Here is a 23,480-nt window from a genome sequence, read left to right on the forward strand (position 1 = left end):
CATGCGTCTTCGCGCCCGCGTATTTGCGGATGTTCGTCAACGCCTCCTGCACGACGTGGTACATCGCGACGCTCGACCGTTCGTCGAGATCGTCCATATGCGGCCGACCGAGCGTGCGCATCGTGATCGTCATGTCCGTGCAGACGGCGCGCGCCTGCTCGACGAGCGCGTCGACGTCGGCCAGGCGTGCGTGTTCGGAGCCGCCGAAGACGCCGAGCAGTCGTTTCATGTCGTGCAGCGCGTGCTCGGATTCGCGCCGGATCGTCTCCATCGTCTCGCGCGCCAGCTTCGGGTCGTCGCGCGCCGCGTAGCGGCCGCCGTCCGACTGGATGATGATGATCGACAACGTGTGCGCGACGATGTCGTGCATGTCCCTGGCGATGCGCGCGCGCTCCGCCGATGCGGCGATCTGCCGCTCCTCGCGTTCGCGCGCGACGATCGCCTCGTTGCATTCGTTGAGCAGACGGACCGTCTGATGGCGCGCCCGCTGCCAGAACGCGACGACGACCGCCATGGCGAGCGGCAGCGACACCGTGAACAGCACGATCACGAAGGCCTGCGTGAACTGCGCTCCGCAATGGTCTCCCCCCGCGCCGATCCGGCACGGGAACACGATGGCGCCGAAGCGCTCGTCGCGCGGCCGTCGCAGCAGCGGGCCGAAGAGCTGCACCGCCGCGTTGACGAGCGCGGTGAGCACGTCGAAGACGGCCGCCGTCGCCAGATAGCGGCGCAGATGGCCCCGTTCGCCGTAGACGATCGCCGCGCACAGCATCGGCACGGCCATGAAGTCGGCGAGGATGAGCGAAGGGCCGCACACGAGCTGCGCGGCGACGACGGCGACGAACAGGCGCACGGCCAGCTCCGGGCGCGTGCGGTGCAGCATGTACGGGGCGGTCAGCAGCGCGCTCCACACCGTGCACGCCGCGACGGCGCCCGCGGACGAGGGCGGATAGTCGAAGACCAGACCGGCGCCGTCGTTCCATGCGAAGCCGCCCGTCTGCAGTATCCACAGCAGCATCAGGCACATCGTCTCGAGCGCGTCGACGACGATGACGCGATGGGCATGCATCCACCCGCGCGCACGGATGCGCGGGGACGCGCGCCGCGGGCCGGGACGTGGGGCATCGAAAGGCATGACGCCCAGCGTAGCGTGCGCGCGCGCCACGGGCAATCATCCGCGGGGACGAAGCGGCGCCGCCTTGCCCGCACGCATGTCCGCACAGGGGATTGTGATGGAGACGACGTCGCCGGGCGCGCACGCCGCGGCCGCGACGACGGGACGGCGCAACGAAAGGGACATCATATGGGACTGCTCGCCGAATACTACCTGCCGGGACTGCACGTTTCGGAGCACGCGATCGACGTGCCGCTCGACTGGGACGGCCACGAGCCCGGCCGCGGCTTCGACGGCCCGCACATCAAGCTCTTCTACCGCGTGCTCACCGCGCCCGACCACATCCACGACGACCTGCCGCTGCTGCTGTTCCTGCAGGGGGGACCCGGCGGCGCGGGCCCGCGGCCGCTCGACCCGGAGTCGGACGGATGGATCGGCGAGGCCGTCCGGCACTTCCGCGTCGTGCTGCCCGACCAGCGCGGCACCGGACGCTCCTCGCACATCGACTCCAACGTCATCGGCGCGATGGACGGCGAGGCGGGCGCCGACCACCTCATGCACTTCCTCGCCGACTCGATCGTGCGCGACTTCGAGCATCTGCGCCGCACCGAGTTCGCCGGCAGCCTGTGGACGACGCTCGGCCAGAGCTACGGCGGCTTCCTGACGCTCACCTACCTGTCGCTGTTCCCGACGGCGCTCGCGGCCGCGTTCACGACCGGCGGCATCCCGCATGTGCCGGCCGACGCGACCGAGGTCTATCTGCACACCTTCCCGCGCATGCGGCGCAAGACCGAACAGTTCACCGACCGCTACCCGCTCGACCGCGCGCGTCTCGACGCGCTCGCCGACATCCTCGCCTCGCGCCGCGTCGAGCTGCCCAACGGCGACCCCTTCACCGTCGAGCGGTTGCAGACGCTCGGCTCGTCCTTCGGCATGAAGCCGAGCTTCGAACGCGTGCATTGGCTGCTCGACGAGGCCTTCGCCGCCGGCGACGGCAGCGCGTCGGAGACGTCGCCGCTGACCGACGAGTTCCTCGCCGACGTCGTGACGGCCACGTCGTCGAACGCGCTCTATTGGCCGCTGCAGGAGTTCATCTACGCGAACGGCGAACTCGAGGCCCCGATCGACTGGGCGGCGCAGCGCGTGCGCGACACGATGCCCGGGTTCTCGGCCGACGCGCGCCCGCTGCTGCTGACCGGCGAGGCCGTCTTCCCGTGGATGTTCGAGCAGGAGCGCGCGCTCAGGCCGTTCCGCGCGGCCGTCGAGACGCTGATGCGGCGCACGCGTTTCGGCACGATCTACGACGAGGGGCAGCTGGCGCGCAACACGGTGCCTTTGCAGGCTGCTGTCTACTTCGACGACATGTACGTCGACTCGTCGTTGAGCCTCGACACGCTCTCGCGCATCGGCAACGCGCACTGGTGGGTGACGAACGAGTTCGAGCACGACGGGGTGCACGGCGCGAAGGTCTTCCGCCACCTGTTCCAGGAGGCGCTCGACCGCGGCGACTTGCGCAAGCTGTTCTGAGCGCGCACGCGCATGTCCGCGCCGCGGCTCGCGCGCACGGCCGCAACACGGATGCGCTACCGTTGAGGGCGAACGACAACGACGGCGCGCCAGACGCGCACGGCAAGGAAGGAAGCACATGACGGACGCGTGCACGGTCGGATTCATCGGATTCGGCAACATGGGACAGGCGATCGCGCGGGGGCTCGTCGAGGCGGGCACCCTCGACGGCTCGCAGATCGTGGCCTGCGCGGCCCACTGGGACAAGCTCGTGGAGTCCACCGGCGCGATCGGCGCGACGGCGCTGCGCGACGCGAAGGAGGTCGTGGACGCCGCCGACATCGTCGTCGTGGCGATCAAGCCGCACCAGATCGAGACGGTCATCAAGCCGGTCGTCGCCGATCTCGCGGGCGCCGACAAGTTCGTCGTGTCGATCGCCGCCGGATGGACGCTCGACCGCTTCGACACGATGATGGGGGAGATGAGCGAGCTCATCCATCTGCAGTGCACGATCCCGAACACGCCGATGGCCGTCGGCAAGGGCGTGCTCGTCACCGAGACCGACAACACGCTCACCGACGCGCAGCGCGCCGAGTTCGAGCGGATCTTCGGGTCGATCGCACTCGTCGAACGCGTCGACGGCGCGCATATGGACATCGCGATGTGCATCGCCGGCTGCGCGCCGGCCTTCACCGACATGTACCTCGAGGCGCTCGGCGACGCCGGCGTCAAGTACGGGCTGCAGCGCGCGACCGCCTATCGGCTCGCCGCGAAGATGATCGAGGGCGTCGGCGCGCTGTATCTGGCCACCGGCACGCATCCGGGCGCGATGAAGGACGCCGTGTGCTCGCCCGGCGGCACGACGATCAGGGGCGTCGCCTCGCTCGAGGAGAGCGCGTTCCGCGGCTCGGTCATCCGCGCCGTCGACGCGATCCAACGGGGCTGATCGCGGGGTGCGGCCCGCTGCGGCGTTGACGAGCCGCAACGCTACAGTGGGCGGTATGTCTCTTACCATCGGAATCGTCGGACTGCCGAACGTCGGCAAGTCCACCATGTTCAATGCCCTCACCCGCAACAACGTGCTCGCCGAGAACTACCCCTTCGCGACGATCGAGCCGAACACCGGCATCGTGCCGCTGCCCGACGATCGGCTGCCGGTGCTCGCCGGGCTCGTGCACACCGAGAAGATCGTGCCGGCGACCGTCACCTTCGTCGACATCGCCGGCATCGTCAAGGGCGCCTCGGAAGGCGAGGGCCTCGGCAACAAGTTCCTCGCCAACATCCGCGAGGCCGACGCGATCTGTGAGGTCGTGCGCGCCTTCGAGGACGACGACATCGTCCACGTCAACGGCCATGTGGACCCGGCGGACGACATCGACACGATCAATACCGAGCTCATCCTCGCCGACCTGCAGACGATCGACAACGCGCTGCCGAAGCTCGAGAAGGACCTGCGCGGCAGGAAGATCGAGCCGTCGTACATGGAGGCCGTCAAGCGGGCGAAGACGATCCTCGAGTCGGGACGCACGATCGACGCCGCCGCGCAGGCCGGCGAGATCGACAAGGACGACCTCTACGACCTCCACCTGCTCACCGCGAAGCCGTTCATCTACGTGTTCAACGTCGACGACGCCGAACTGACTAACGACGAGTTCAAGAGGAAGCTCGCCGACTCGGTCGCTCCGGCGCCGGCGATCTTCCTCAACGCGCAGTTCGAGGCCGAGCTCACCGAGCTCGACGAGGCGGACGCCCGCGAGATGCTCGAGGACGCCGGGCTCAAGGAATCGGGCCTCGACCAGCTCGCGCGCGTCGGCTTCGACATCCTCGGCCTGCAGACCTTCCTGACGGCGGGCGAGAAGGAGGTGCGCGCCTGGCAGATCCACAAGGGCTGGACCGCGCCGCAGGCCGCAGGCGTCATCCACACCGACTTCGAGAAGGGCTTCATCAAGGCCGAGGTCGTTTCCTACGACGACTTCGTGGCCGCCGACGGCTCGATGCCGAAGATCAAGGAGGAGGGCAAGCTGCGCCTCGAGGGCAAGGACTATGTGATGCAGGACGGCGACATCGTCGAATTCAAGTTCAACGTCTGAGCGACCGTAGCGTCACGATACGAAAACGGCGGAATCCCAACGGTTCACGGGTTGCGAACCATACGGAATCCGCCGTTTTCGCGTCTTTCGGCTCAGCCGTCGATGGCGTCGTGGGCGCGCGCGGCCGTGATCATCGTCAGCATCATGACCGACGGTTCGAGCGCCCTGATCGCATGCGGCAGGCGCGTCGGGAAGTAGATGAGGTCGCCGGGTACGGCCTCGCGCTCCTCGTCGCCGCCCCTGACGAGCAGGCGGCCGCTGAGCGTCTGCACGAAGACCGGCATCGCCGCCGTGTGCTCGCTGAGCTCCTGGCCGGCGTCGAAGGAGAACAGCACGACGTTGCCGCCTTCGGTGCGCATGACGGTGCGCGACACCGTCGCCTCCGGCTGGACGCTCACCATCTGCGCGACGTCGTCGAGCGCCCGCATCCGTGTCTCATCGTCGGTCATCATCCACGCTCCTTTTTGTTTATTGATTTGATTCATCCGAACATCCGCGTCATCCTCCGGCGTGCATGCCGGCTTGCGGTACGCACGCCCACAGTGTAGCGTCGCGGCCGTGGCATCGGAAGACCCCGCGCATCGCTCAATGCGAAACCGCGGGGTCGTGATGTGCGATTGTGGCGTCGGTGGCGCAGCGGGTGCAGCGCCTCCGACGCGCGGGCCGTCATTCGGCCTGTTCGCCGCCGGCCTTGACGCCGGTGCCGTCGCCGCTGGGCGCCTGCTGCGGCGGGAAGGGATTGACCGGCTCCGCGGGCTGCGGCGTCTCGTTCGACTTCGTCCCCTCGCGCCTGTCGGCCTGCTTGGCCGCGTCGTCCTTCGTGCATCCGCATCCGCAGCGCGAGCCCTCGCCGGCCGCGTTCGCCGTGCCCTGGAAGTCGAGGTCGCCATCCGAGGAAGCGCCCTTGGTCGCTCCGCCGTTCGTGGCGCCGGTGTTCATGTTGTCCGAATCGATGTTGGTGTTGGTTGTTGCAGTAGTCATGTCGGCTGCCTTTCTGTTCGTTGTCTCCCACTGTACGGGGCGTACATGTGAGGGATATGTGCGAATGCTGCCAACACTATAGGGATATGTTCAGGTAATCATCAGTTTTCGCAATATGTAATAATTCGAACAATGGCAGGGAAAACGTAATATCATCGTCGTTCGTCGCCCTCAGCGGGCGAGCCTGTAGACGAACCGCCGCATGCGCGCAAGCACCTGCTCGCTGTCCTCGAGCCACGTCATGCATACCGGGAACACATGGCCGAGCGTGCGCGTGGAGGGCACCTTCTCGTCATGCAGTTCGAAATCGCCGCGGCATGCGGACAGCGACGTCGCCAATGCGAGCGTCTCGGCCTCGATGAAATCGTCGCTGCTCGTCTGCAGGTAGAGCGGGGGCAGCGGGCAGCGGGGGACGAGGGTGGCGGGGGACAGGAAGGGTTGCGCCGCCTCCAGGCCGGCGAAGAAGCGGGGGCCCAGCGTATCGGTGAGGCGTTCGCGCGTCGGAGAGGACTCCGTGATGTCGTAGACGCCGCTGATGAGTGCGCCGCCTGTGATCGGCAGTCCCGACGGCCGGGGGACGCCGAAGGCCGCCGCGGCCCCGGCGTCGAGTTCGATCGCCATCGTCAGCAGCGCGAGGCATGCACCTGCCGAATCGCCCGTGAGGAACACGGCGTCGGGGTTGACCGGGAACCGGCCGAGATTCGCCCGGATCCAGCGCAGCGCGTCCTGGATGTCCGTCAGCTGGCCGCGCAGGTCGGTCTGCGGGGCCGGACGGTAGTTGAGGGAGAAGACGGCGAAACCGAGCGCGGCCAGATGCGTGCAGAAGTTGCGGTTGAGCTCCTTGTACCCGTAGCAGAAGCCGCCGCCGTGGACGTCGATGTACACCGGCAGCGTCGCGCCGCCGCTAACGATTGCAGCGTGGGGGAGGTAGAGGTCGAGCAGATGGCCCCGGACCTGTCCGTGGGCGCGGTCGTAGCCGCCGTCGGCGCGGTAGGGCGCGTCGGCGATCACGTCGACCGATTCGGGGTCGTGCCAATAGGCCGCGCGCGGATAGTCGAACTCGGCCGTGTCGAGTCGCATGCGGCGGATTTTCGCGGCCTGCTCACCCCCCAGCGCGCGCAGGTCGTCGTCGATCTCGGTCCAGTAGCGCGCGATCGGCGCGATCGCGCAGTCGAGGTCGTCGCGTTCCATCGTCAGGGTGTCCAGGTCGGGGCATGTGAGCGAATAGGGCGTTGACATCGTATTCATCCTGTTTGTCCTTTCCCTGCGTTCGGGCATACGTCTTTCATTATCGCACAGTTTCGGCGATTTTCCAACGTTTTGCGGATGAAGAGCCCATCCGCGCCGACATGGGGCGCCATTCGCTGATGACGCAATCGGCGGATGCGGTTGCGGGTACGGAGTACTACTGGAGAACATGAAAGAATTCTGTGAGAAATGGGGCAAGCGCATTGCCACCAAGGAGATGTTGCTCATAGTCGTCATCACGCTCGCGGCCACGGTCGTCGGCATGTGGGCGGCGCAGTTCCCGGGGCTGAAGATCCTCGGCGCGCTCATCATCGCGCTGCTGATCGGCATGGTCGTCCAGTTCCCGATCCGCGCATGGTATACGAAGGACGATCCGCAGCGCCAGGCTGGCGTCAAGGACGCCGCCGGGCTCATCGCGAACAAGTTCCTGCGTCTGGGCATCATCCTGCTCGGCTTCAAGCTCAACCTGCAGCTGCTGTTCACGACGGGCGCGAAGTGCCTGCCGCTCGCAGTCGTCATCGTCGCCGTCACCGTGCTGATCACCTACGGCATCTGCCGCTGGATGGGCGTCGATCCGCTGATGGCCATCCTCGTGGCCTGCGGCACCGGCATCTGCGGCGCGGCAGCCGTCATGGGCGTCTCCGGTTCGATCAAGGTCTCGCCCAAGCGCGAGGAGGAAAAGGAGAACGACGAGGTCACCGCGATCGCGATCGTCGCGATCATGGGCACGATCTTCGCGCTGCTCGAGATCGCCGTCCTGCCGCTGTTCGGCCTCACGCAGGCGCAGGAGGGCTTCGTCGCCGGCGGCTCGCTGCATGAGATCGCGCACGCCGTCGCCGCGGGCGACGGCCTCAACAACGAGCAGCTCGCCGCGCAGCAGGGCGTCGTCGACGCCGCGACGATGGCGAACATCATGAAGCTCTCGCGCGTCCTCATGCTCGTCTTCGTCGCGATCATCGTCGCGATCTGGTGGGACAAGCGCCACAGCGAGGTCCCGTCGGACGGCGGCAAGCGCAAGGTCGCCTTCCCGTGGTTCATGCTCGGCTTCATCGCGACGGCCGCGATCGGCACGCTCATGCTCAAGGCATGGCCCGCCACGACCGGGTTCGTGAACGCGCTCGGCAACGACGTCGCGAAGATCTTCCTCGGCATGGCGATGGCCGCGCTCGGCATCAACGTCAACTTCAAGGCGCTCAAGAAGGGCGTCAAGCCCTTCGTCGCCTCGCTCATCGCTTCGGTCATCCTCGTCGCGCTGTGCATCGGCCTGGCGCTGCTGTTCTTCCCCGCGAAGTGACGGCCCCCTGACCGGCAGTCGCCGCCACCCGTCGCCCGCGCCCCGCATCCCCGGGGCGCGGGCGACGCCGTTTTCCGCCCGCCGCGAAGGTGCGTCGCATGGACCGGACGATTATGACGCCATATCGCCCGTTCGTGACATGGGCGCATTACAATGACGATGGCGTCCGCGCGGGCCCTGCGCCGTCCGCGCGCCGCCGAGAGCAGTCCAGAGAAGTCAAGGAGACCTTTATGACCAACCTTTCGATGGCGGGCATGTTCCATTGGAAACTGCACGGCGACGGCAAGACGCTCGGCCCCGGCGAGGTCGTCGAGCCGAACGAGCGCCTCACCTGGCCGCGTACGATCGAGATCGGCGCGCAGCACGTCGTGGCGATGTTCGGCGCCACGTTCCTCGTGCCGATCCTGACCCATTTCGACCCCTCCACGACGCTGTTCTTCACGGCGTTCTCGACGGCCCTGTTCCTGCTCATCAACAAGAACATCCTGCCGTCCTACCTCGGTTCCTCCTTCGGCTTCATCGCCCCGATCACGGCCGTCTACAGCGCCGGCAAGGGCATCGCCGTCGCCAGCTTCGGCATCCTGTGCACGGGCCTGCTGCTCGCGCTCATCGGCGTCGCCGTGCAGGTGGCCGGCGCCGCGTGGATCGACCGCATCATGCCGCCGGTCGTCAACGGCGCGATCGTCGCGATCATCGGCTTCAACCTCGCGCCGACCGTGTGGACGAACTTCCAGACCGCGCCGGACACGGCCCTCGTCACATTGTTCGCCGTCGTCCTCGTCGCCGTGCTGTTCAAGGGGCTGCTCGGCCGTCTCAACATCCTCATCGGAGTGCTCATCGGCTACGCGTACGCGTGCGTGCGCGGCCAGGTCGACTTCGCGGCGATCGGCGACGCCGCATGGATCGGCTTCCCGCGCTTCCACCTGCCGCATGTCGACTTCTCGGTGCTGCCGATGTTCCTGCCGGTCGTCCTCGTGCTCATCGCCGAGAACGTCGGCCACGTCAAGTCGGTCGCCGCGATGACCGGTCACGACTACGACGACCAGATCGGCACCGCGCTCATCGCCGACGGTCTGGGCACGACGGTCGCCGGCTTCGGCGGCGGTTCCGGCACGACGACCTACGGCGAGAACATCGGCGTCATGGCCGCGACGAAGGTGTATTCGACGGCTGCCTACTGGTGCGCCGCGGGCTTCGCGTTCATCCTGTCGCTGTGCCCGAAGTTCGGCGAGGTCATCAACTCGATCCCGGCCGGCGTCCTCGGCGGCGTCACGACGCTGCTGTACGGCATGATCGGCATGATCGGCGTGCAGATCTGGGTCGACAACAAGGTCGATTTCAGCAAGCCGCTCAACATCATGACCGCCTCGATCGTCATGATCATCGGCATCGCCAACTTCCAGTTCGCGATCTCCGACGTGCAGTTCAACGGCATCGCGATCGGCTCGATCGCCGTGCTCGTGCTCTACCACGGCCTCAAGGCGATCGGCCGGGCGACCGGCGCGATCCCGAAGTCGCCGTCCGCCGACGACGCCGCGCCGTCCGCGGCGCCGGCGGGCGACGACGAGGCGGCGCAGTGGACGTCCCCGCAGCCCGCGCAGCCGAACTCCGTGAAGATCGTCAAGTAATGACGGCTCGCGCGATCGTTCATGGACTTCGCGCGAGCCGGAAACAGACATGGGGCGCACGCCGTCGATCAGGACGGTGCGCGGCCCCATGTCTGTCTTGCGCATGTTTCGCGGATGCGCCGTCGCGCCTCGGCGCCGACGCGGGACGTGTAGCGGGGTGCCGCTAGAATGTTCGAGTTTGCGCACCCTGCGCCGACATCTGACTAGGAAGGCCACCGTGCCCGCTTCACCTGTTACATCCGCTCCATCCGACATCACCCCCGCATCCGCCGCCGACGATTCCGCGATGCAGGACGCCATGACCTTCGCCGAGCTCGGCGTCGACGGCCCGATCGTGCATCTGCTGGCCGACGAAGGCAAACGCGCCGCGTTCCCGATCCAGCAGGACACGCTGCCCGATTCGCTCGCCGGCCGCGACGTGCTCGGCCGCGGACGCACCGGCTCCGGCAAGACGCTCGCGTTCGCGATCCCGCTCGTGACCCGCGTCGCGGCCTCCTTCGACGACGACCGCGAGCACGGCCGTCGTGAGCCCCGCGGCGCGAAGCCGCATCCGCGCGGCCTCGTCCTCGCGCCGACGCGCGAGCTCGCCAACCAGATCAACGACGTCGTCGCGCCGCTCGCCGCGCTGTACGGGATGACGACGACGACCGTCTACGGCGGCGTGCGCTACGCGCGGCAGTTCAGGGACCTCAACGACGGCGCGCAGATCGTCGTCGCATGCCCGGGACGTCTCGAGGACCTCATCGAGCAGGGCGCGCTCACGCTCGACGACGTGCGTGTCGTCGTGCTCGACGAGGCCGACGAAATGGCCGACATGGGCTTCCTGCCGCCGATCAAGCGGCTGCTCGCGCAGATCCCGCGCGGCGCGCAGCACATGCTGTTCTCGGCCACGCTCGACCACGGCGTCGACGCCGTCGTCGACGAGTTCCTCGACGATCCGAAGGTGCACAGCGTCGACGAGGCGACCGACCGCGCCGATCTGATGACGCACCATGTGTTCCTGACGACGAAGGCCGACAAGAACGAACTCGTGCGCGCGCTCGCGAGCGGCAAGGGCAGGCGCATCCTGTTCACGCGCACGAAGTTCCAGGCGAAGAAGCTCGCGAAGGCGCTCACGCAGCGGGGAATCCCGGCGGCCGAGCTGCACGGCAACCTCAGCCAGAACCAGCGCGACCGCAACCTGCAGGCCTTCGAATCGGGCGCGACGAACGTGCTCGTGGCGACCGACGTCGCTGCGCGCGGCATCGACGTCAGCGGCGTCGAGCTCGTCATCCAGGTCGATCCGCCGGACGACCCCAAATCGTTCCTGCACCGTTCCGGACGCACGGCGCGCGCCGGCAGGGCCGGCGACGTCGTCACGATCGTCACGCCGGACCAGAAACGCTACGCGCGCGGTCTGCTGCGGCGTGCGGGACTGGCGGTCAAGCCGCTCGAGGTCCGTCCCGACTCGCCGCAGGTCGCCGAACTCGTCGGCGAGGCGGCCCCCCTCGTCGAAGGATGGGAGCTGCCCGAACTCGAACGTCGGCGCGCGGCGCGTCCGCGCGGCAGAAGGCCGGAGCGCCGTGAGGCGCGCCAGTCACGCAGTGCGAAGGCGCGGCGCAACCAGACGCGCACCCGCGAACGCAACCGCGAGCTGCAGCGGCAGATCGACGACGAACGCCGTGAATTCGCGCAGCGCTTCCTCGGCGACGTCCACAGCGTGCGCGGCGAGGAGACGGACGCCGCCGCCCCCGCGAAGCGCGACGCCCAGACGCGCGGCGATCGCCGCCATGACGAGGGGCGTCGCGGCGGCAAGCGCATCCACCGGCGCGAACAGCGCATCGTGCGCGACGAGCGCGGCGAGGACGCCAAGCGTCAGGAACGCCGGGAGGAGGCGCGGCGCAGGCATCGTCAGGAGAACGCCGACCACGCCAAATCAGCCAGGCGCGGCGGCTCGAAGCGGCGCAACGGCGGCATGAGGAAGCGCGCCAACGGCAAGCGTCGTTCGACGCCGTTCCGCATGCGCTGAGCGCCGCCCGTATCGACGGGGCGCCCGTCCGGAACCATCGGCCCCGGACGGGCGCCCCGTCATGGTCTCAGCGGCCTTCGCCGTCGTCGGCCCGGGCGCCCGGGTCCCCGCCATTGAGCTTCGCGGCGACCCTCGCGGCGAGCGCGCGCGGGGCGAGTCGCACGCCGAAGGACGCCATCTTCGCGAGCGCGCCCTGATAGGCGAGCGCGCTGCCGGCCTGCATCCTCGCATAGGCGAAGGCGGCCGTGGCCTCGGGCGTCGACGGCTTGAACAGCGGCAGCGTGTAGAAGTTCTTCCCGTGCATATGCGCGGCGTGTTCGAAGCCGGTGGACACGGGTCCGGGACACACCGTCGTCACCATCACGCCGCTGCCGCGCAGCTCGTAGGCGACCGCCTCGCCGAGCGAGCGCACGAAGGCCTTCGTCGCGTAGTACATCGCCATGTAGGGGCCGGGCGCGACCGCCGCGACGGATGCGATATTGAGGATCCGGCCGTGTCCGCGGGCCTGCATGTCGGCGCCGAAGAGGCGCATGAGTTCGGCGAGCGTGACCATGTTCACCTGCATCATCGCTCGCATCCGCTCCTCGTCCATGTCGAGGAAGGCGCCCCAGTCGCCGAAGCCGGCGTCGTTGACGAGCGTGTCGACGACGATGCCGCGGCCGTGCGCGAAGCGGTGCAGGCGTTGGGCGGCGTCGGGATGCGCCAGATCGATCGTTACGGCGACGACGCGCGCGCCGAGGTCGTGCTCGAGCGTCGCCTTGAGCACGGCGAGCCTGCCGGCGTCGCGCCCGGTGATGATGAGGTCGGCGTCGTGCCGTGCGCAGCGCAATGCGAGCTCCCGGCCGATGCCGCCGGTGGCTCCGGTGATCAATGTCGTCATGATGGGTCCTTCCCGCGGGGCTGCCTATACCGCGCGGACCGTCCCCGACGGCCCTCGCGAATCGTCGCCGCCCACTGTAGTCCGCCGCCGCATCGTCCGAAGCGCGTTCAGCTCGCCGCCGACGGCCACTGCGACGCGCCCGCGGCGACGTCCGCATGGAATAGCCGGCGCGCCGGGGACGTTGACCTTGGTGGCGCCGGCGTCCCGCCGCGGGCATCGTCCATGATCGGGGCGCCGGCTTCCCCCCCCATGCATTGTCGGTGTCCAGGGCAAGGAGTGAAACGATGGCGACTGCAGGCATCATCGTCGCGGCGGCGCTGCTCAGCGCGCTGCTGCTGTGGTATTTCCTCGCGCCGCGCCGCGCCGCGCGCGCGGACGCGGTCGACGGCGTGCAGCGGGTGCGCATCGCCGTCAAGGGCGGCTACGACCCGGGTGACGTCGTCGTGCGCGCCGGCGTGCCGACGCTCATCGACTTCGACCGTCGCGAGGGCGGCGAATGCTCGTCGCATGTCGTCTTCGCCGACCTCGGCGTCGACGTCGCGCTGCCGGCCTTCGCGCACACCGAGCTCAGGCTGCCGGCGCTTCCCGCAGGCGAGTACCCATTCGCCTGCGGCATGAACATGCTCCACGGCATGCTGCGCGTCGAAGGCGACGGCGTTGCCGGCGCCACGACCGTGGCGGCCGCGCCGGCCGCCGTGGCGGAGAGCGACGACGTGCTGCGCGCGCGCCAACGCGCCGAGGACCTCGACCGGGTCCATGAGATCCATGCGCTGACCCGTCGCCTCGTCGTCGCCGTCGTGTTCACGGTGCCGCTGCTGCTCGTCGCGATGCTGCCGATGATCCCGTCCGTCGGCGCCTGGATGCGCGACGCGCTGCCGGCGTGGGCGCTGGGCCCGTGGCTGCAGCTCGCGCTGACGATACCGGTCATGGCCTACTGCGGATGGCCGGTGCACCGCACCGGCTGGCTCGCGATCGCGCACCGCGCGCCGGAGATGAACTCGCTCGTCACGCTCGGCACGATCGCCGCCTTCGGCTACAGCCTCGTCGTCACCGTATGGCCGGACCTGCTGCCGGCCGCGGCGCGCGCCCCGTACTACGAGGCCGTCGGCACGATCATCACGCTGATGATCCTCGGCCAGCTGCTCGAGGCGAAGGCGCGCGCCGGCACCGGCGACGCGATCCGCGAACTCATCGGGCTGCGCCCCGACACGGCGCTCGTCATCCGCGACGGACGGCCGACGAGCGTGCCGACCGCGGACATCGTCGTCGGCGACGTCGTCGAGGTGCGCCTTGGCGAGCGCCTGCCGGTCGACGGCGTCGTCGTGTCCGGATCGAGCGCCGTCGACGAGTCGATGATCACCGGCGAGTCGTTGCCGGTCGCCAAGACGGTCGGCGACCCGGTCACCGGCGCGACGACGAACACGACCGGCGCGTTGCGCTACCGCGCGACGCGTGTCGGCGCCGACACGACGCTCTCCGGCATCATCCGCCTTGTGCGCGCCGCGCAGACCTCGAAGGCGCCGATCCAGCGCATGGCGGACAAGGTCGCCGGCGTGTTCGTGCCGGCCGTCGTCCTCGTCGCGATCTGGACCTTCGTCGTCTGGTGGTGCGTCGGAGTGCCGCCGCGCGGCCTGTACGGCCTGATCTGCGCGATCTGCGTGCTCGTCATCGCCTGCCCGTGCGCCCTCGGCCTCGCCACGCCGCTGTCGATCACGACGGCCACCGGACGCGGAGCGCGCCACGGCGTGCTCTACCGCAACGCCGAGGCGCTCGAGACGGCCGCGAAGATCGACGTCGTCGTCTTCGACAAGACCGGCACGATCACACGCGGCGAGCCGCATGTCGTGCGCATCGCCGCGCTCGGCGCCGACGGGGCCTTCGACGCGGCGATCGACGACATGACGCTCGCCGCGATCGCCGCCGCCGAGGCGAAGTCGGAGCATCCGCTCGCGCGCGCCGTCGTCGAGGCCGCACGCGCACGTCATCTCGACATCCCCGAATGCCTGACCTTCGTCGCCGTGCCCGGCGGCGGCGTGCGTGCCGACGTCGACGGGCACGAGGTCGTCGTCGGCTCCGACCGTTTCGTCGAGGACGGCGTGACGGACGGCGGTCTGCGTCAGGCGCGCGAGACGATGCGCCTCGCCGCGCAGGACGGCGCGACGCCGGTCATCGCTGCCGTCGACGGCCGGGTCGTCGCCGTGTTCGCGATCCGCGACACGATCAAGGACGACGCGCGGGCGGCCGTCGACGCGTTGCGCTCGCGCGGCATCGGCGTCGTCATGCTCACCGGCGACAACCATGTGACGGCCGACGCGATCGCCCGCGAGGCTGGCATCGGGCATGTCGTCGCCGACGTGCGCCCCGAGGACAAGGAGTCGGTCATCCTCGCGCTGCAGCGGCAGGGACGGCATGTGGCGATGGTCGGCGACGGCATCAACGACGCGCCCGCGCTCGCCCGCGCCGATCTCGGCATGGCGATGGGCACCGGTACCGACGTCGCGATCGAATCGGCCGACGTCACGCTGATGAACGGCTCGCTCACGTCGGTCGTCACCGCGCTCGACCTCGCGCATGCGACGATGCGCAACATCCGCCAGAACCTCGGGTTCGCGCTCGGCTACAACGGCTTGGGCATCCCGGTGGCCGCGGGCGTGCTCTACCCGCTTTGGCACGTGCTGCTCAACCCGATGATCGCCGGCGCGGCGATGGCGTTCTCGTCGCTGTCGGTCGTGCTCAACGCGAACAGGCTGCGCCGTTTCGTCCCGGGCGGCGCGCACCGCTACGCGATGCACGCTGCGCCCATCGAGGAATCGACGCTCGAGGCGTCGCTCGGCGGCGCCTGCCGTGTGCACAATGGTGACGGCACCCGCAATGGTGACGGCATCAGGGACACTGCAACGAAAGGACATGCGATGGCAGACGACACCGCCGAGGAGATCCTCGAGGACGCGATCAACGAACAGCTCAGGCAGGAGGAGGCCGACGCCGAGGACGTCATCGACCCGGTATGCGGCATGACGGTCGACCCGAAGACGGCGGCCGCCAAGCGCGTGTGGCGCGGACGCACGATCTACTTCTGCAACCCGCACTGCGCCGAGGTCTTCGACTCGAACCCGTCGAACTACGTGGACGACTGAGCCGCCCGTCTCGGCGGCTCAGGCGCGGCGACGTCGGCGCGCCAGCGAGACGACGACGCCGATGACGACGCCGAGGCCGGCCGGCACGAGCCAGCCGAACGCCAGATCGTTGAGCGGCATCCACCCGCACACCGTCTCGAGCCATGTCCAACGGCCGCCGAAGGCGGCGACGAGGCCGACGACGCCGTTGGCGACGCTGTCGATCGCCGTGAGCAGCACCGTCCAGAAGTAGACGGCCGGGAAACGGCTCGTGAAGACGGCGTCGAAAAGCGACAGGACGACGAGGACGATCGCGATCGGATAGAGCGCCTCGAGCACCGGCACCGACAGGTTGATGATCGCGCTCAGCCCGATGTTCGCGATGAGCAGCGCGACGAGCGCGAACACGAGCGTCCAGGCACGGTAGGAGAGCGTGCGGGGGAACTGCTTGTGGAAGTACGACGAGCAGGTGGAGATGAGTCCCGCGCACACATTGAAGCAGGCGACGACGAAGATGACGCCGACGAACACGGTGCCGCCGTGGCCGAAGACCTGCTCGGTGAGGTTCGTGAGCACCGTCGCGCCGGTGTCCCTCGCGCCGTCGATGCCTCGCCAGGAGCCGGAGACGGCGCCGACGAAGCCGAGCATCGCGTAGATGACGACGAGCATGACGCCGGTGAACAGGCCGCCGAGTCCGGTCTCGCGTCGGTTGCCGCGCTCGTCGCGCACGCCCATCGCCCCGATGTTCGCCGAGATGACGATGCCGAAGTACAGGCCGGCGAGCAGGTCCATCGTCTGGTAGCCGTCGAGGAGGCCGCGCATGAACTGGTCGTGCGCATAGGTTCCGTTCGGCGCGGCGAAGGGCGGATGGCGCACGCACAGGCATGTGATGAACAGGACGGCGATCATGGCGAGCAGCAGCGGCCCCATGATCCTGCCGAGTACCTGCGACAGCCGTTCGGGGCGCTGCGCGACGAGCCACGCGAGCGCGAAGAACACGATCGAATAGATCAGCTGCGCGGCTCCGAGCCGGTCGCCGGCGAAGGGCGCGACCGCCATCTCGAAGGACGTCGACGCGGTGCGCGGGATCGCGAACAGCGGGCCGATCGTGAGCATGATCGCCACGCCGAGCACGAGCGCGAAGCGTCTGGACACGCGCGCGCTGAGATCGGAGAATCCGCCGGCGCGCGCGACGACGATGACGCCGAGGATCGGCAGCCCGACGGCGGAGACGACGAAGCCGAGCATGCCGAGCGCCGTGCGGTCGCCGGCGAGCGCGCCCAGATACGGCGGGAAGATGAGGTTGCCCGCGCCGAAGAACATCGAGAAGAACGTGACGCCGACGATGACGCGCTGGCGCGGCGTCAGCCGTGTCTCGCCCGCGCCGGGCAGCCGTGCGCCGTCGGCCCGTTCGACGTGTTCGGCGATGCCCTGCGCGACCTCGACCGCGTCCTCGGCCGATGGATCGTCGCCGACGGCCGCATCGGCGTCGGACATCGTGGGTTGGGAATGGGGGTCGGGTGCGCGCATGACGTCGGATCGCCTCCGGAACAATAGGGAAGGATGGATGGTGGCCGTCCGCCGCCTCCGGCCGTTCGTCCGGATCGCCGGCGGCTGACGTTCACTGACAGTATAGGGGGTGCCGATGCAACCCGTCGGGCGTGCGCCGCCATGACGCGCTCACGGCGAACAGACCCGCCGCCGCGCGCCGCGCCTACACTAGGTGCGCAGGAGCGGATCCGGCTTGGCGAAGGCCTGACGGAGGCGGATGCGCCGGAAAGGCGGATGCATGGGACGGATGGCGCACGAGGGGCCAAGCGGTTTCGGCGGCGGCGACGCCGCGGCGCCCCATGCACGGCGCCGGCTGCTGCTCGCATCGTCGTCGATGGGGCTTCTGCCGCTCATGCGCCGTTTCCTCGGCGTGCGCCGCGGCGCCGTCATCGGCTTCGTCCCGAACGCGAGCCTCGTCGAGCCATACGGCTTCGCGAACCGGATGACGGCGCCGTCATCGGCTTCGTCCCGAACGCGAGCCTCGTCGAGCCATACGGCTTCGCGAACCGGATGACGGCGCCGTGGTGGCGTGCGCACGGCCTCGACGTGCGCATCATCGATCTGACCGGTCCGCGGGCGCGGGTGGCGCGTCTGCTGCGCGGTTGCGACCTGGTCTACGTGTGCGGCGGCAACAGCTTCCATCTGATGCGCTGCCTGCGCGACGCCGGCGCGGTGCCGCTCATCCGCGGGCTCGTCTCCTCGGGCGTGCCGTATGTGGGCGAATCGGCCGGCGCGGTCGTCGCGGCGCCGGACATCGACTACATCGCGCCGATGGACGTCCGGCACGAGCCGGCGACGACGCTGCGCGCACCGCTCATGCGCGAGACGCCGACGCCGGGGCTCGCCCTGACCCGGCTGCATGTCGTCCCGCACGTCGGCGGCCGTCTGCTCGGCGCGGCCGCCGACGACATCCTGCGCATGCACGCCGGCGAGTCCGGGTATGCGCCGCTGCGCAACGACGAGGCGCTCCTGATCGAGGACGGCCGCATGCGGCGCCTCACGACCGGTTCGTTGGCCGCGCGGCTGCTGTAGCGCGTTGCGGCGTCGCGGCTGCGCCGGTGGCGAGACATGGACGGCGATGAGGGTGCGCGGCGGCGCGGTGCGTTAGACTTGAGGGCGGCATCGTCACACCACTATCGTCACCAGCAATGGAGGAACGCATATGAGCGCAGAAGCAAACGTCGGCGTCGTCGGACTCGCCGCGATGGGCGCGAGCCTGGCGCGCAACCTCGCGCGCCACGGCAACCGGGTCGCCGTCTACAACCGGCATTATTCGCGCACCGAGCATCTGATCGACGCCTACGGCGACGAGGGCGAGTTCTATCCGGCGAAGACCGTCGAGGAGTTCGTCGGGCTGCTCGAGAAGCCCCGTACCGCGATCATCATGGTCAAGGCGGGCGCCGCGACCGACGCCGTCATTGACGAGCTCGCCGAATACATGGAGCCGGGCGACATCATCGTCGACGGCGGCAACTCGTACTTCAAGGACACGATCCGCCGCGAGAAGGAGCTGCGCGCCAAGGGGCTGCACTTCGTCGGCATGGGCGTCTCCGGCGGCGAGGAGGGCGCGCTGCTCGGCCCGTCGATGATGCCCGGCGGCTCCGACGCGTCGTGGGAGCGCCTCAAGCCGATCCTCGAATCGATCGCCGCGAAGGCGGACGACGGCGAGCCCTGCGTCATGCACGTCGGCGAGAACGGCGCCGGCCACTTCGTCAAGATGGTGCACAACGGCATCGAATACGCGGACATGCAGCTCATCGCCGAAAGCTACGACATCATGCGCCGCGGGCTGGGGATGACCCCCGATGAGATCGGCGACGTCTTCGAGCGGTGGAACGGCACCGACCTCGACTCCTACCTCATCGAGATCACGGCCGAGGTGCTGCACAAGAAGGACCCGCAGACCGGCAAGCCGCTCGTCGACGTCATCCTCGACCACGCCGGCATGAAGGGCACCGGCACATGGACCGTGCAGACGGCGCTCGAGCTCGGCGTGCCGGTCACCGGCATCGCCGAGGCCGTGTTCGCCCGCGGCCTGTCCGACCAGACGGTGCTGCGCGACAAGGCGCAGGCCGACCCGTTCGAGGGCCCCGACGGCCACATCGAGCTCGGCGCCGAGACGCGCGAGGCCTTCATCGAGCGCATCCGCCGGGCGCTGTACGCATCGAAGATCGTCGCGTACGCGCAGGGCTTCAACGAGATCTCGCGCGCCGCCGAGACCTACGGCTGGGACATCGACATGGCGCATCTGGCGCGCATCTGGCGCGCCGGCTGCATCATCCGCGCGAAGTTCCTCGACCGCATCTCCGAGGCCTTCAAGGACGGCGCCGCCGACGTCTCGCTGCTGTTCGCCCCTTACTTCAAGCAGGGCATCGAGGCCAGCGAGCCCGACTGGCGCCACGTCGTGGCCACGGCGGCCGAGGTCGGCCTGCCGGCGCCGGTCTTCTCCTCGTCGCTCGCATACTTCGACGGCCTGCGCGCCAAGCGCCTGCCGGCCGCGCTCATCCAGGGCCAGCGCGACCTGTTCGGCGCCCACACCTACCGTCGCGTGGACCAGCCGGGCGCGTGGCACATCCTGTGGGCCGAGCCCGACCAGCGGGAAGTGAGGATGGCCGACTGACGGTGCCATGCATATGCGAAGGCCGCCGACCCCATCGTGGGGTCGGCGGCCTTCGTCTTCCGTGTGTCAGGCGCGCAGACGCGACGTCGACGCCTCGTCGCCGATCCACAGCAGCTGGCGCCTCGCATCGGCGAAGGACGCCGGCCAGTGCGGGTCGCGTTCGTGCGTGAAGGTCCCGAGCATCGCGTCGGCCTTTGCCGCACGCGAGCCGCAGATCCACAGATACTCCGTTCTGGTGATCATCGGCACGGTGAAGGTCAGGCGCGTCGGCGGCGGCTTGGGGGAGTCGTCGAGACCGGCGACGAGGATGTCCGGGTCGTCGATGAGCAACTCCTTGTGGTCGGGGAACAGCGAGGCGAAATGGCCGTCGGGGCCGACGCCGAACATCATGACGTCCATCGCCGCGGCCTGGCCGAGCTCGCCGACCAGTTCCGACTGGTAGACGGCGGCCGCGTGCCGCAGCGCGTCGCGCGTCTCCTCCTTCGTCGCATGGGCGCGTTCCTGTTCGGTGCGCGTGTCGGCCGGCATCGCGTGGATCTGGGCGTCGTCCATGCGGCCCCCGGCGACGAGGCGGTCGAACAATGCGTCGCGCGCCTGCCTCTCGTTGCGTTCGTCGCTGTCGGCCGGCACGAAGCGTTCGTCGCCCCACCAGATGTGCACGCGCCGCCAGTCGACGACGTCGAGCAGCGGCGAGGCGCCGATCGCCTCGAGGATCGCCGTTCCGTCGGAGCCGCCGGTCACGGCGACGTCGACGCGTTCGCGGTCGGGGCTCCCGAGCACCTCGTTCATCGTCAGCAGCGTGCGCGCGGCGACCGCCTCGGCGAACAGCCTCTGGTCGGGGTAGGTGATGAGTTCGCGTCCGATCATCGTCGGCTCCTTCCTACGCCTGCGCCCGTGCGGCGTCCGGATGGATGCGCCGCCAGCCGTCGGTGATGACCTTCGCGTAGATCTCGTCGGGGTAGAGGCGGCCGAGCTCCTCGCTCAGGCAGTCGCCGAGCGATCGCATCGGCAGCGGGATCGTCTGCGGCGACTGCCCGGGCACGCTGATCGTGACGATGTCGTCATGGTCGTGGCAGCGCACGAGACTGAGCACGCCGCCGTCCTCGCGCGTCAGGCTCACCGCGCAGATCGCCGTCGCGTCCGCGTCGGTCTCGATCGAGACCGGGATGTCGAGGCTGACGGCGAGCCATGCGGCGAGCAGGTCCTTGGGCAGGTAGTCGGCCTCGCCGACGACGTTCGCGGCCATGATGCGCATGTGCGGCGGCTGGTCGAGCATCGCCGCGAGCAGCGCGCGCCAGCGTGTGAGCCTCGTCCATGACATGTCGACGTTCTTCGGCGACCGGTTGCGTCGCAGGTCCTCGATCGTGCGCATCGGATTGGCCGAACGCATCGCGTCGGTGATGCGCGACTGCGCCATCGCGCCCACGAGGTCCTTCGACGGGTTGGCCGGCGCCTCGGTCGGCCACCAGGCCACGATCGGCGCGTCCGGCACGAGCAGCGGGGTGACGAGCGTGTCGAGATGGTGGATGAGGCCGCCGCGCGGCCGCAGCACGATGATCTCGCCCGCGCCGGCGTCGGCGCCGATGCGCACCTCGGCGTCGAGGTAGGTGCGGTCCTCCTCGGATTCGGTCATCCGCCGCGAGCTCGGCGCGATCGCGATGACGCGGCACGGATGGTCGCGGCTCGCGTCGTTCGCCAAGGCGAGCGTGTTCTCGAGATGGTCCTCGTCGGTGACGATGAGCAGCGTCAGCACGCGGCCGAGCGCGACCTCGCCGCGCTCCTCGTGCAGTTCGTCGATCTTGTTCGAGATCTCATTGGTCTCAGTGTCCCGCATCGTAATGATCATGGCATCCTCCAACGGTGTCCGTCGCGTGCAAGCATCTCCACGGCCTCCTGCGGGCCCCACGTACCGGCGCGGTACGGCTGCGGCTGCCCAAGCGTCGACCAGAAGTCCTCGATCGGATCGAGGATGCGCCAGGACAGGTCCACCTCCTTCGTCGTCGGGAACAGCGGCGGGTCGCCCAGCAGCACGTCGAGGATCAGGCGCTCGTAGGCCTCGGGGGAGGCCTCGGTGAACGAACGGCCGTAGCTGAAGTCCATCGACACGTCGCGCACCTCCATCGACGTGACACCCGGCACCTTCGAACCGAAGCGGATCGTGACGCCCTCGTAGGGCTGGACGCGGATGACGAGCGCGTTCTTGCCGAGCTCCTGCGTCGCCGTCGACTCGAACGGCAGATGCGGCGCGCGCTTGAAGACGAGCGCGATCTCGGTGACGCGTCGGCCCAGACGTTTGCCGGTGCGCAGATAGAAGGGGACGCCGGCCCATCGGCGCGTGTCGATGTCGAGACGGATCGCCGCGTAGGTCTCGGTCGTCGAATCCGGGTTGATGCCCTTCTCCTCGAGGTAGCCGCACACCGGCTCCGATCCCTGCCAGCCGGCCGAGTACTGGCCGCGCGCGGTGTGGGCGGCCAGGTCGCGCGGCAGCCGCACCGCGGAGAGCACCTTCGTCTTCTCGGCCATCAGGTCGCGGGCCGAGAACGAGACCGGCTCCTCCATCGCCGTGAGCGCCATCAGCTGCAGCAGGTGGTTCTGGATGACGTCCCTGGCCGCGCCGATGCCGTCGTAGTAGCCGGCGCGCCCCGCCACGCCGATGTCCTCGGCCATCGTGATCTGCACGTGGTCGACGTAGTTCGCGTTCCAGATCGGCTCGTACATCGTGTTCGCGAAGCGCAGCGCGAGCAGGTTCTGCACGGTCTCCTTGCCCAGATAGTGGTCGATGCGGAACACCGAGTCGGGGTCGAAGACCTCGGAGATGACCTCGTCGAGCTGCTGCGCGCTCGCCAGGTCGTGGCCGAAGGGCTTCTCGATGATGACGCGACGCCATGCGTCCTCGGTGGACTTCGCCAATCCGCAGTTCGCCAGCTGTCGCGCCACGATCGGGAAGTCGCGCGGGGGCACCGACATGTAGAACGCGTGGTTGCCGCGCGTGCCGCGGTCGCGGTCGAGCTCGGCGACGGTGTCGCTCAGGCGCGCGAAGGCGTCCGGGTCCTCGAAGGTGCCGCGCACGAAGCGGATGCCGCGGGCGAGCTGCTCCCAGGTCGCGTCGTTGAACTGCGTGCGGCAGTGCGACTGCACGTTCTCCTTGACGAAGTCCCTGAAATGGTCCTCGGTCCAGTCGCGGCGCGCGAAGCCCGTCAGGCCGAAGCTCGGCGGCAGCAGGCCGCGGTTCGCCAGGTCATAGATGGCCGGCAGCAGTTTCTTGCGCGACAGGTCTCCCGTCACGCCGAAGATCACGATGCTGCATGGTCCTGCGATGCGGGGAAGGCGCAGGTCCATGGGATCCCTCAACGGGTTGACCCATTCGAGCGGCGCCGCCCCCTGTTCTGTTGTCTGTGTCATGTTGCCATCCTAGCGCCGTCCGCGTCCGCATCGGGGACCGTC

General features: G+C 69.1%; 19 protein-coding genes. 10 read left to right on the forward strand and 9 right to left on the reverse strand.

Annotated features, from left to right (window positions below; genetic code table 11):
- Positions 1-1,069 (reverse strand): sensor histidine kinase (locus B1400_RS05610; RefSeq protein WP_235607345.1); only part of this gene is annotated, 1,069 nt, incomplete at its 3' end.
- A gap of 234 nt (positions 1,070-1,303) precedes the next feature.
- Between B1400_RS05610 and B1400_RS05615 the strand changes: the two genes are divergently transcribed.
- From B1400_RS05615 to ychF, 3 genes are all read left to right on the forward strand, one after another.
- Positions 1,304-2,641 (forward strand): alpha/beta fold hydrolase, encoded by a 1,338-nt coding sequence (locus B1400_RS05615; RefSeq protein WP_095613453.1) that lies wholly within the window; start codon positions 1,304-1,306, stop codon positions 2,639-2,641.
- Between the two features lie 118 nt (positions 2,642-2,759).
- Positions 2,760-3,566, forward strand: a complete 807-nt coding sequence (gene proC / locus B1400_RS05620) for a pyrroline-5-carboxylate reductase (RefSeq protein WP_095613454.1) — start codon at positions 2,760-2,762, stop codon at positions 3,564-3,566.
- A gap of 55 nt (positions 3,567-3,621) precedes the next feature.
- Positions 3,622-4,710: a redox-regulated ATPase YchF gene (gene ychF / locus B1400_RS05625; RefSeq protein WP_095613455.1), complete on the forward strand. Its 1,089-nt coding sequence runs from the start codon at positions 3,622-3,624 to the stop codon at positions 4,708-4,710.
- Between the two features lie 92 nt (positions 4,711-4,802).
- Here ychF and B1400_RS05630 read toward each other — a convergent pair whose 3' ends face one another.
- The 3 genes from B1400_RS05630 to B1400_RS05640 all read right to left on the reverse strand — a co-directional run bounded on the left by B1400_RS05630 (position 4,803) and on the right by B1400_RS05640 (position 6,939).
- Entirely contained in the window at positions 4,803-5,159 is a 357-nt protein-coding gene (locus tag B1400_RS05630) for a cupin domain-containing protein (protein ID WP_095613475.1), read from the reverse strand.
- Between the two features lie 217 nt (positions 5,160-5,376).
- A complete protein-coding gene (locus B1400_RS05635; RefSeq protein ID WP_235607346.1) occupies positions 5,377-5,691 on the reverse strand; it encodes a hypothetical protein in 315 nt (104 codons plus the stop codon).
- Between the two features lie 171 nt (positions 5,692-5,862).
- Positions 5,863-6,939 carry an alpha/beta hydrolase gene (locus B1400_RS05640; RefSeq protein ID WP_407641073.1) on the reverse strand — a complete coding sequence of 359 codons (1,077 nt, stop codon included), beginning with the start codon at positions 6,937-6,939 and terminating at the stop codon, positions 5,863-5,865.
- 169 nt (positions 6,940-7,108) lie between these two features.
- Between B1400_RS05640 and B1400_RS05645 the strand changes: the two genes are divergently transcribed.
- The 3 genes from B1400_RS05645 to B1400_RS05655 all read left to right on the forward strand — a co-directional run bounded on the left by B1400_RS05645 (position 7,109) and on the right by B1400_RS05655 (position 11,869).
- Complete coding sequence (locus tag B1400_RS05645; protein ID WP_162288188.1) at positions 7,109-8,233, forward strand: YeiH family protein; 1,125 nt, start codon at positions 7,109-7,111, stop codon at positions 8,231-8,233.
- 245 nt (positions 8,234-8,478) lie between these two features.
- Positions 8,479-9,861: a uracil-xanthine permease family protein gene (locus tag B1400_RS05650; RefSeq protein ID WP_095613478.1), complete on the forward strand. Its 1,383-nt coding sequence runs from the start codon at positions 8,479-8,481 to the stop codon at positions 9,859-9,861.
- A gap of 286 nt (positions 9,862-10,147) precedes the next feature.
- The gene (locus B1400_RS05655; protein ID WP_095613457.1) at positions 10,148-11,869 is read left to right on the forward strand and encodes a DEAD/DEAH box helicase; all 1,722 of its coding nucleotides are present in this window, start codon (positions 10,148-10,150) and stop codon (positions 11,867-11,869) included.
- A 67-nt stretch (positions 11,870-11,936) separates the two neighbouring features.
- Here the strand turns inward: B1400_RS05655 and B1400_RS05660 are convergent, their stop codons facing one another.
- Positions 11,937-12,749 (reverse strand): SDR family NAD(P)-dependent oxidoreductase, encoded by an 813-nt coding sequence (locus tag B1400_RS05660; RefSeq protein ID WP_095613458.1) that lies wholly within the window; start codon positions 12,747-12,749, stop codon positions 11,937-11,939.
- A 284-nt stretch (positions 12,750-13,033) separates the two neighbouring features.
- Here B1400_RS05660 and B1400_RS05665 point away from each other — a divergent pair, with 284 nt between their 5' ends.
- Complete coding sequence (locus B1400_RS05665; protein ID WP_095613459.1) at positions 13,034-15,886, forward strand: heavy metal translocating P-type ATPase; 2,853 nt, start codon at positions 13,034-13,036, stop codon at positions 15,884-15,886.
- A gap of 18 nt (positions 15,887-15,904) precedes the next feature.
- On the opposite strand, the gene brnQ is transcribed toward B1400_RS05665, so the two are convergent.
- Positions 15,905-17,362, reverse strand: a complete 1,458-nt coding sequence (gene brnQ, locus B1400_RS05670; protein ID WP_095613460.1) for a branched-chain amino acid transport system II carrier protein — start codon at positions 17,360-17,362, stop codon at positions 15,905-15,907.
- Between the two features lie 292 nt (positions 17,363-17,654).
- Here brnQ and B1400_RS09945 point away from each other — a divergent pair, with 292 nt between their 5' ends.
- The 3 genes from B1400_RS09945 (at position 17,655) to gndA (ending at position 20,036) form a co-directional block, all read left to right on the forward strand.
- Positions 17,655-17,930: a hypothetical protein gene (locus B1400_RS09945; protein WP_235607350.1), complete on the forward strand. Its 276-nt coding sequence runs from the start codon at positions 17,655-17,657 to the stop codon at positions 17,928-17,930.
- The gene (locus B1400_RS05675; RefSeq protein ID WP_235607349.1) at positions 17,873-18,448 is read left to right on the forward strand and encodes a Type 1 glutamine amidotransferase-like domain-containing protein; all 576 of its coding nucleotides are present in this window, start codon (positions 17,873-17,875) and stop codon (positions 18,446-18,448) included. Before B1400_RS09945 ends, B1400_RS05675 begins: the two co-directional genes overlap by 58 nt.
- Positions 18,449-18,578: 130 nt before the next feature.
- Positions 18,579-20,036 (forward strand): NADP-dependent phosphogluconate dehydrogenase, encoded by a 1,458-nt coding sequence (gene gndA, locus B1400_RS05680; RefSeq protein ID WP_095613462.1) that lies wholly within the window; start codon positions 18,579-18,581, stop codon positions 20,034-20,036.
- 66 nt (positions 20,037-20,102) lie between these two features.
- Here the strand turns inward: gndA and pgl are convergent, their stop codons facing one another.
- Genes pgl through zwf form a run of 3 tightly spaced genes read right to left on the reverse strand, consistent with a single transcriptional unit; the run spans position 20,103 to position 23,438 of the window.
- Entirely contained in the window at positions 20,103-20,903 is an 801-nt protein-coding gene (gene pgl / locus B1400_RS05685; protein WP_095613463.1) for a 6-phosphogluconolactonase, read from the reverse strand.
- Positions 20,904-20,916: 13 nt separating this feature from the next.
- Positions 20,917-21,882 carry a glucose-6-phosphate dehydrogenase assembly protein OpcA gene (locus B1400_RS05690; protein WP_095613464.1) on the reverse strand — a complete coding sequence of 322 codons (966 nt, stop codon included), beginning with the start codon at positions 21,880-21,882 and terminating at the stop codon, positions 20,917-20,919.
- Positions 21,879-23,438: a glucose-6-phosphate dehydrogenase gene (gene zwf / locus B1400_RS05695; protein ID WP_095613465.1), complete on the reverse strand. Its 1,560-nt coding sequence runs from the start codon at positions 23,436-23,438 to the stop codon at positions 21,879-21,881. The genes B1400_RS05690 and zwf overlap by 4 nt, the downstream gene beginning before the upstream one ends.
- Positions 23,439-23,480: the final 42 nt, after the last annotated feature.

The organism is Bifidobacterium italicum (genome assembly GCF_002286915.1).
Taxonomy (GTDB): Bacteria; Actinomycetota; Actinomycetes; order Actinomycetales; family Bifidobacteriaceae; genus Bifidobacterium; species Bifidobacterium italicum.

Bases quoted from the DNA above. Each gene is read 5' to 3' on its own strand.
- B1400_RS05660 (WP_095613458.1), bottom strand. From the start codon at position 12,749: ATGACGACATTGATCACCGGAGCCACCGGCGGCATCGGCCGGGAGCTC.
- B1400_RS05655 (WP_095613457.1), top strand. From the start codon at position 10,148: ATGCAGGACGCCATGACCTTCGCCGAGCTCGGCGTCGACGGCCCGATC.
- B1400_RS05645 (WP_162288188.1), top strand. From the start codon at position 7,109: ATGAAAGAATTCTGTGAGAAATGGGGCAAGCGCATTGCCACCAAGGAG.
- B1400_RS05690 (WP_095613464.1), bottom strand. From the start codon at position 21,882: ATGATCATTACGATGCGGGACACTGAGACCAATGAGATCTCGAACAAG.
- pgl (WP_095613463.1), bottom strand. From the start codon at position 20,903: ATGATCGGACGCGAACTCATCACCTACCCCGACCAGAGGCTGTTCGCC.
- B1400_RS05615 (WP_095613453.1), top strand. From the start codon at position 1,304: ATGGGACTGCTCGCCGAATACTACCTGCCGGGACTGCACGTTTCGGAG.
- B1400_RS05665 (WP_095613459.1), top strand. From the start codon at position 13,034: ATGGCGACTGCAGGCATCATCGTCGCGGCGGCGCTGCTCAGCGCGCTG.
- zwf (WP_095613465.1), bottom strand. From the start codon at position 23,438: ATGACACAGACAACAGAACAGGGGGCGGCGCCGCTCGAATGGGTCAAC.
- ychF (WP_095613455.1), top strand. From the start codon at position 3,622: ATGTCTCTTACCATCGGAATCGTCGGACTGCCGAACGTCGGCAAGTCC.
- B1400_RS05635 (WP_235607346.1), bottom strand. From the start codon at position 5,691: ATGACTACTGCAACAACCAACACCAACATCGATTCGGACAACATGAAC.
- B1400_RS09945 (WP_235607350.1), top strand. From the start codon at position 17,655: ATGGGACGGATGGCGCACGAGGGGCCAAGCGGTTTCGGCGGCGGCGAC.
- proC (WP_095613454.1), top strand. From the start codon at position 2,760: ATGACGGACGCGTGCACGGTCGGATTCATCGGATTCGGCAACATGGGA.
- B1400_RS05650 (WP_095613478.1), top strand. From the start codon at position 8,479: ATGGCGGGCATGTTCCATTGGAAACTGCACGGCGACGGCAAGACGCTC.
- B1400_RS05630 (WP_095613475.1), bottom strand. From the start codon at position 5,159: ATGACCGACGATGAGACACGGATGCGGGCGCTCGACGACGTCGCGCAG.
- gndA (WP_095613462.1), top strand. From the start codon at position 18,579: ATGAGCGCAGAAGCAAACGTCGGCGTCGTCGGACTCGCCGCGATGGGC.
- B1400_RS05640 (WP_407641073.1), bottom strand. From the start codon at position 6,939: ATGAATACGATGTCAACGCCCTATTCGCTCACATGCCCCGACCTGGAC.
- brnQ (WP_095613460.1), bottom strand. From the start codon at position 17,362: ATGTCCGACGCCGATGCGGCCGTCGGCGACGATCCATCGGCCGAGGAC.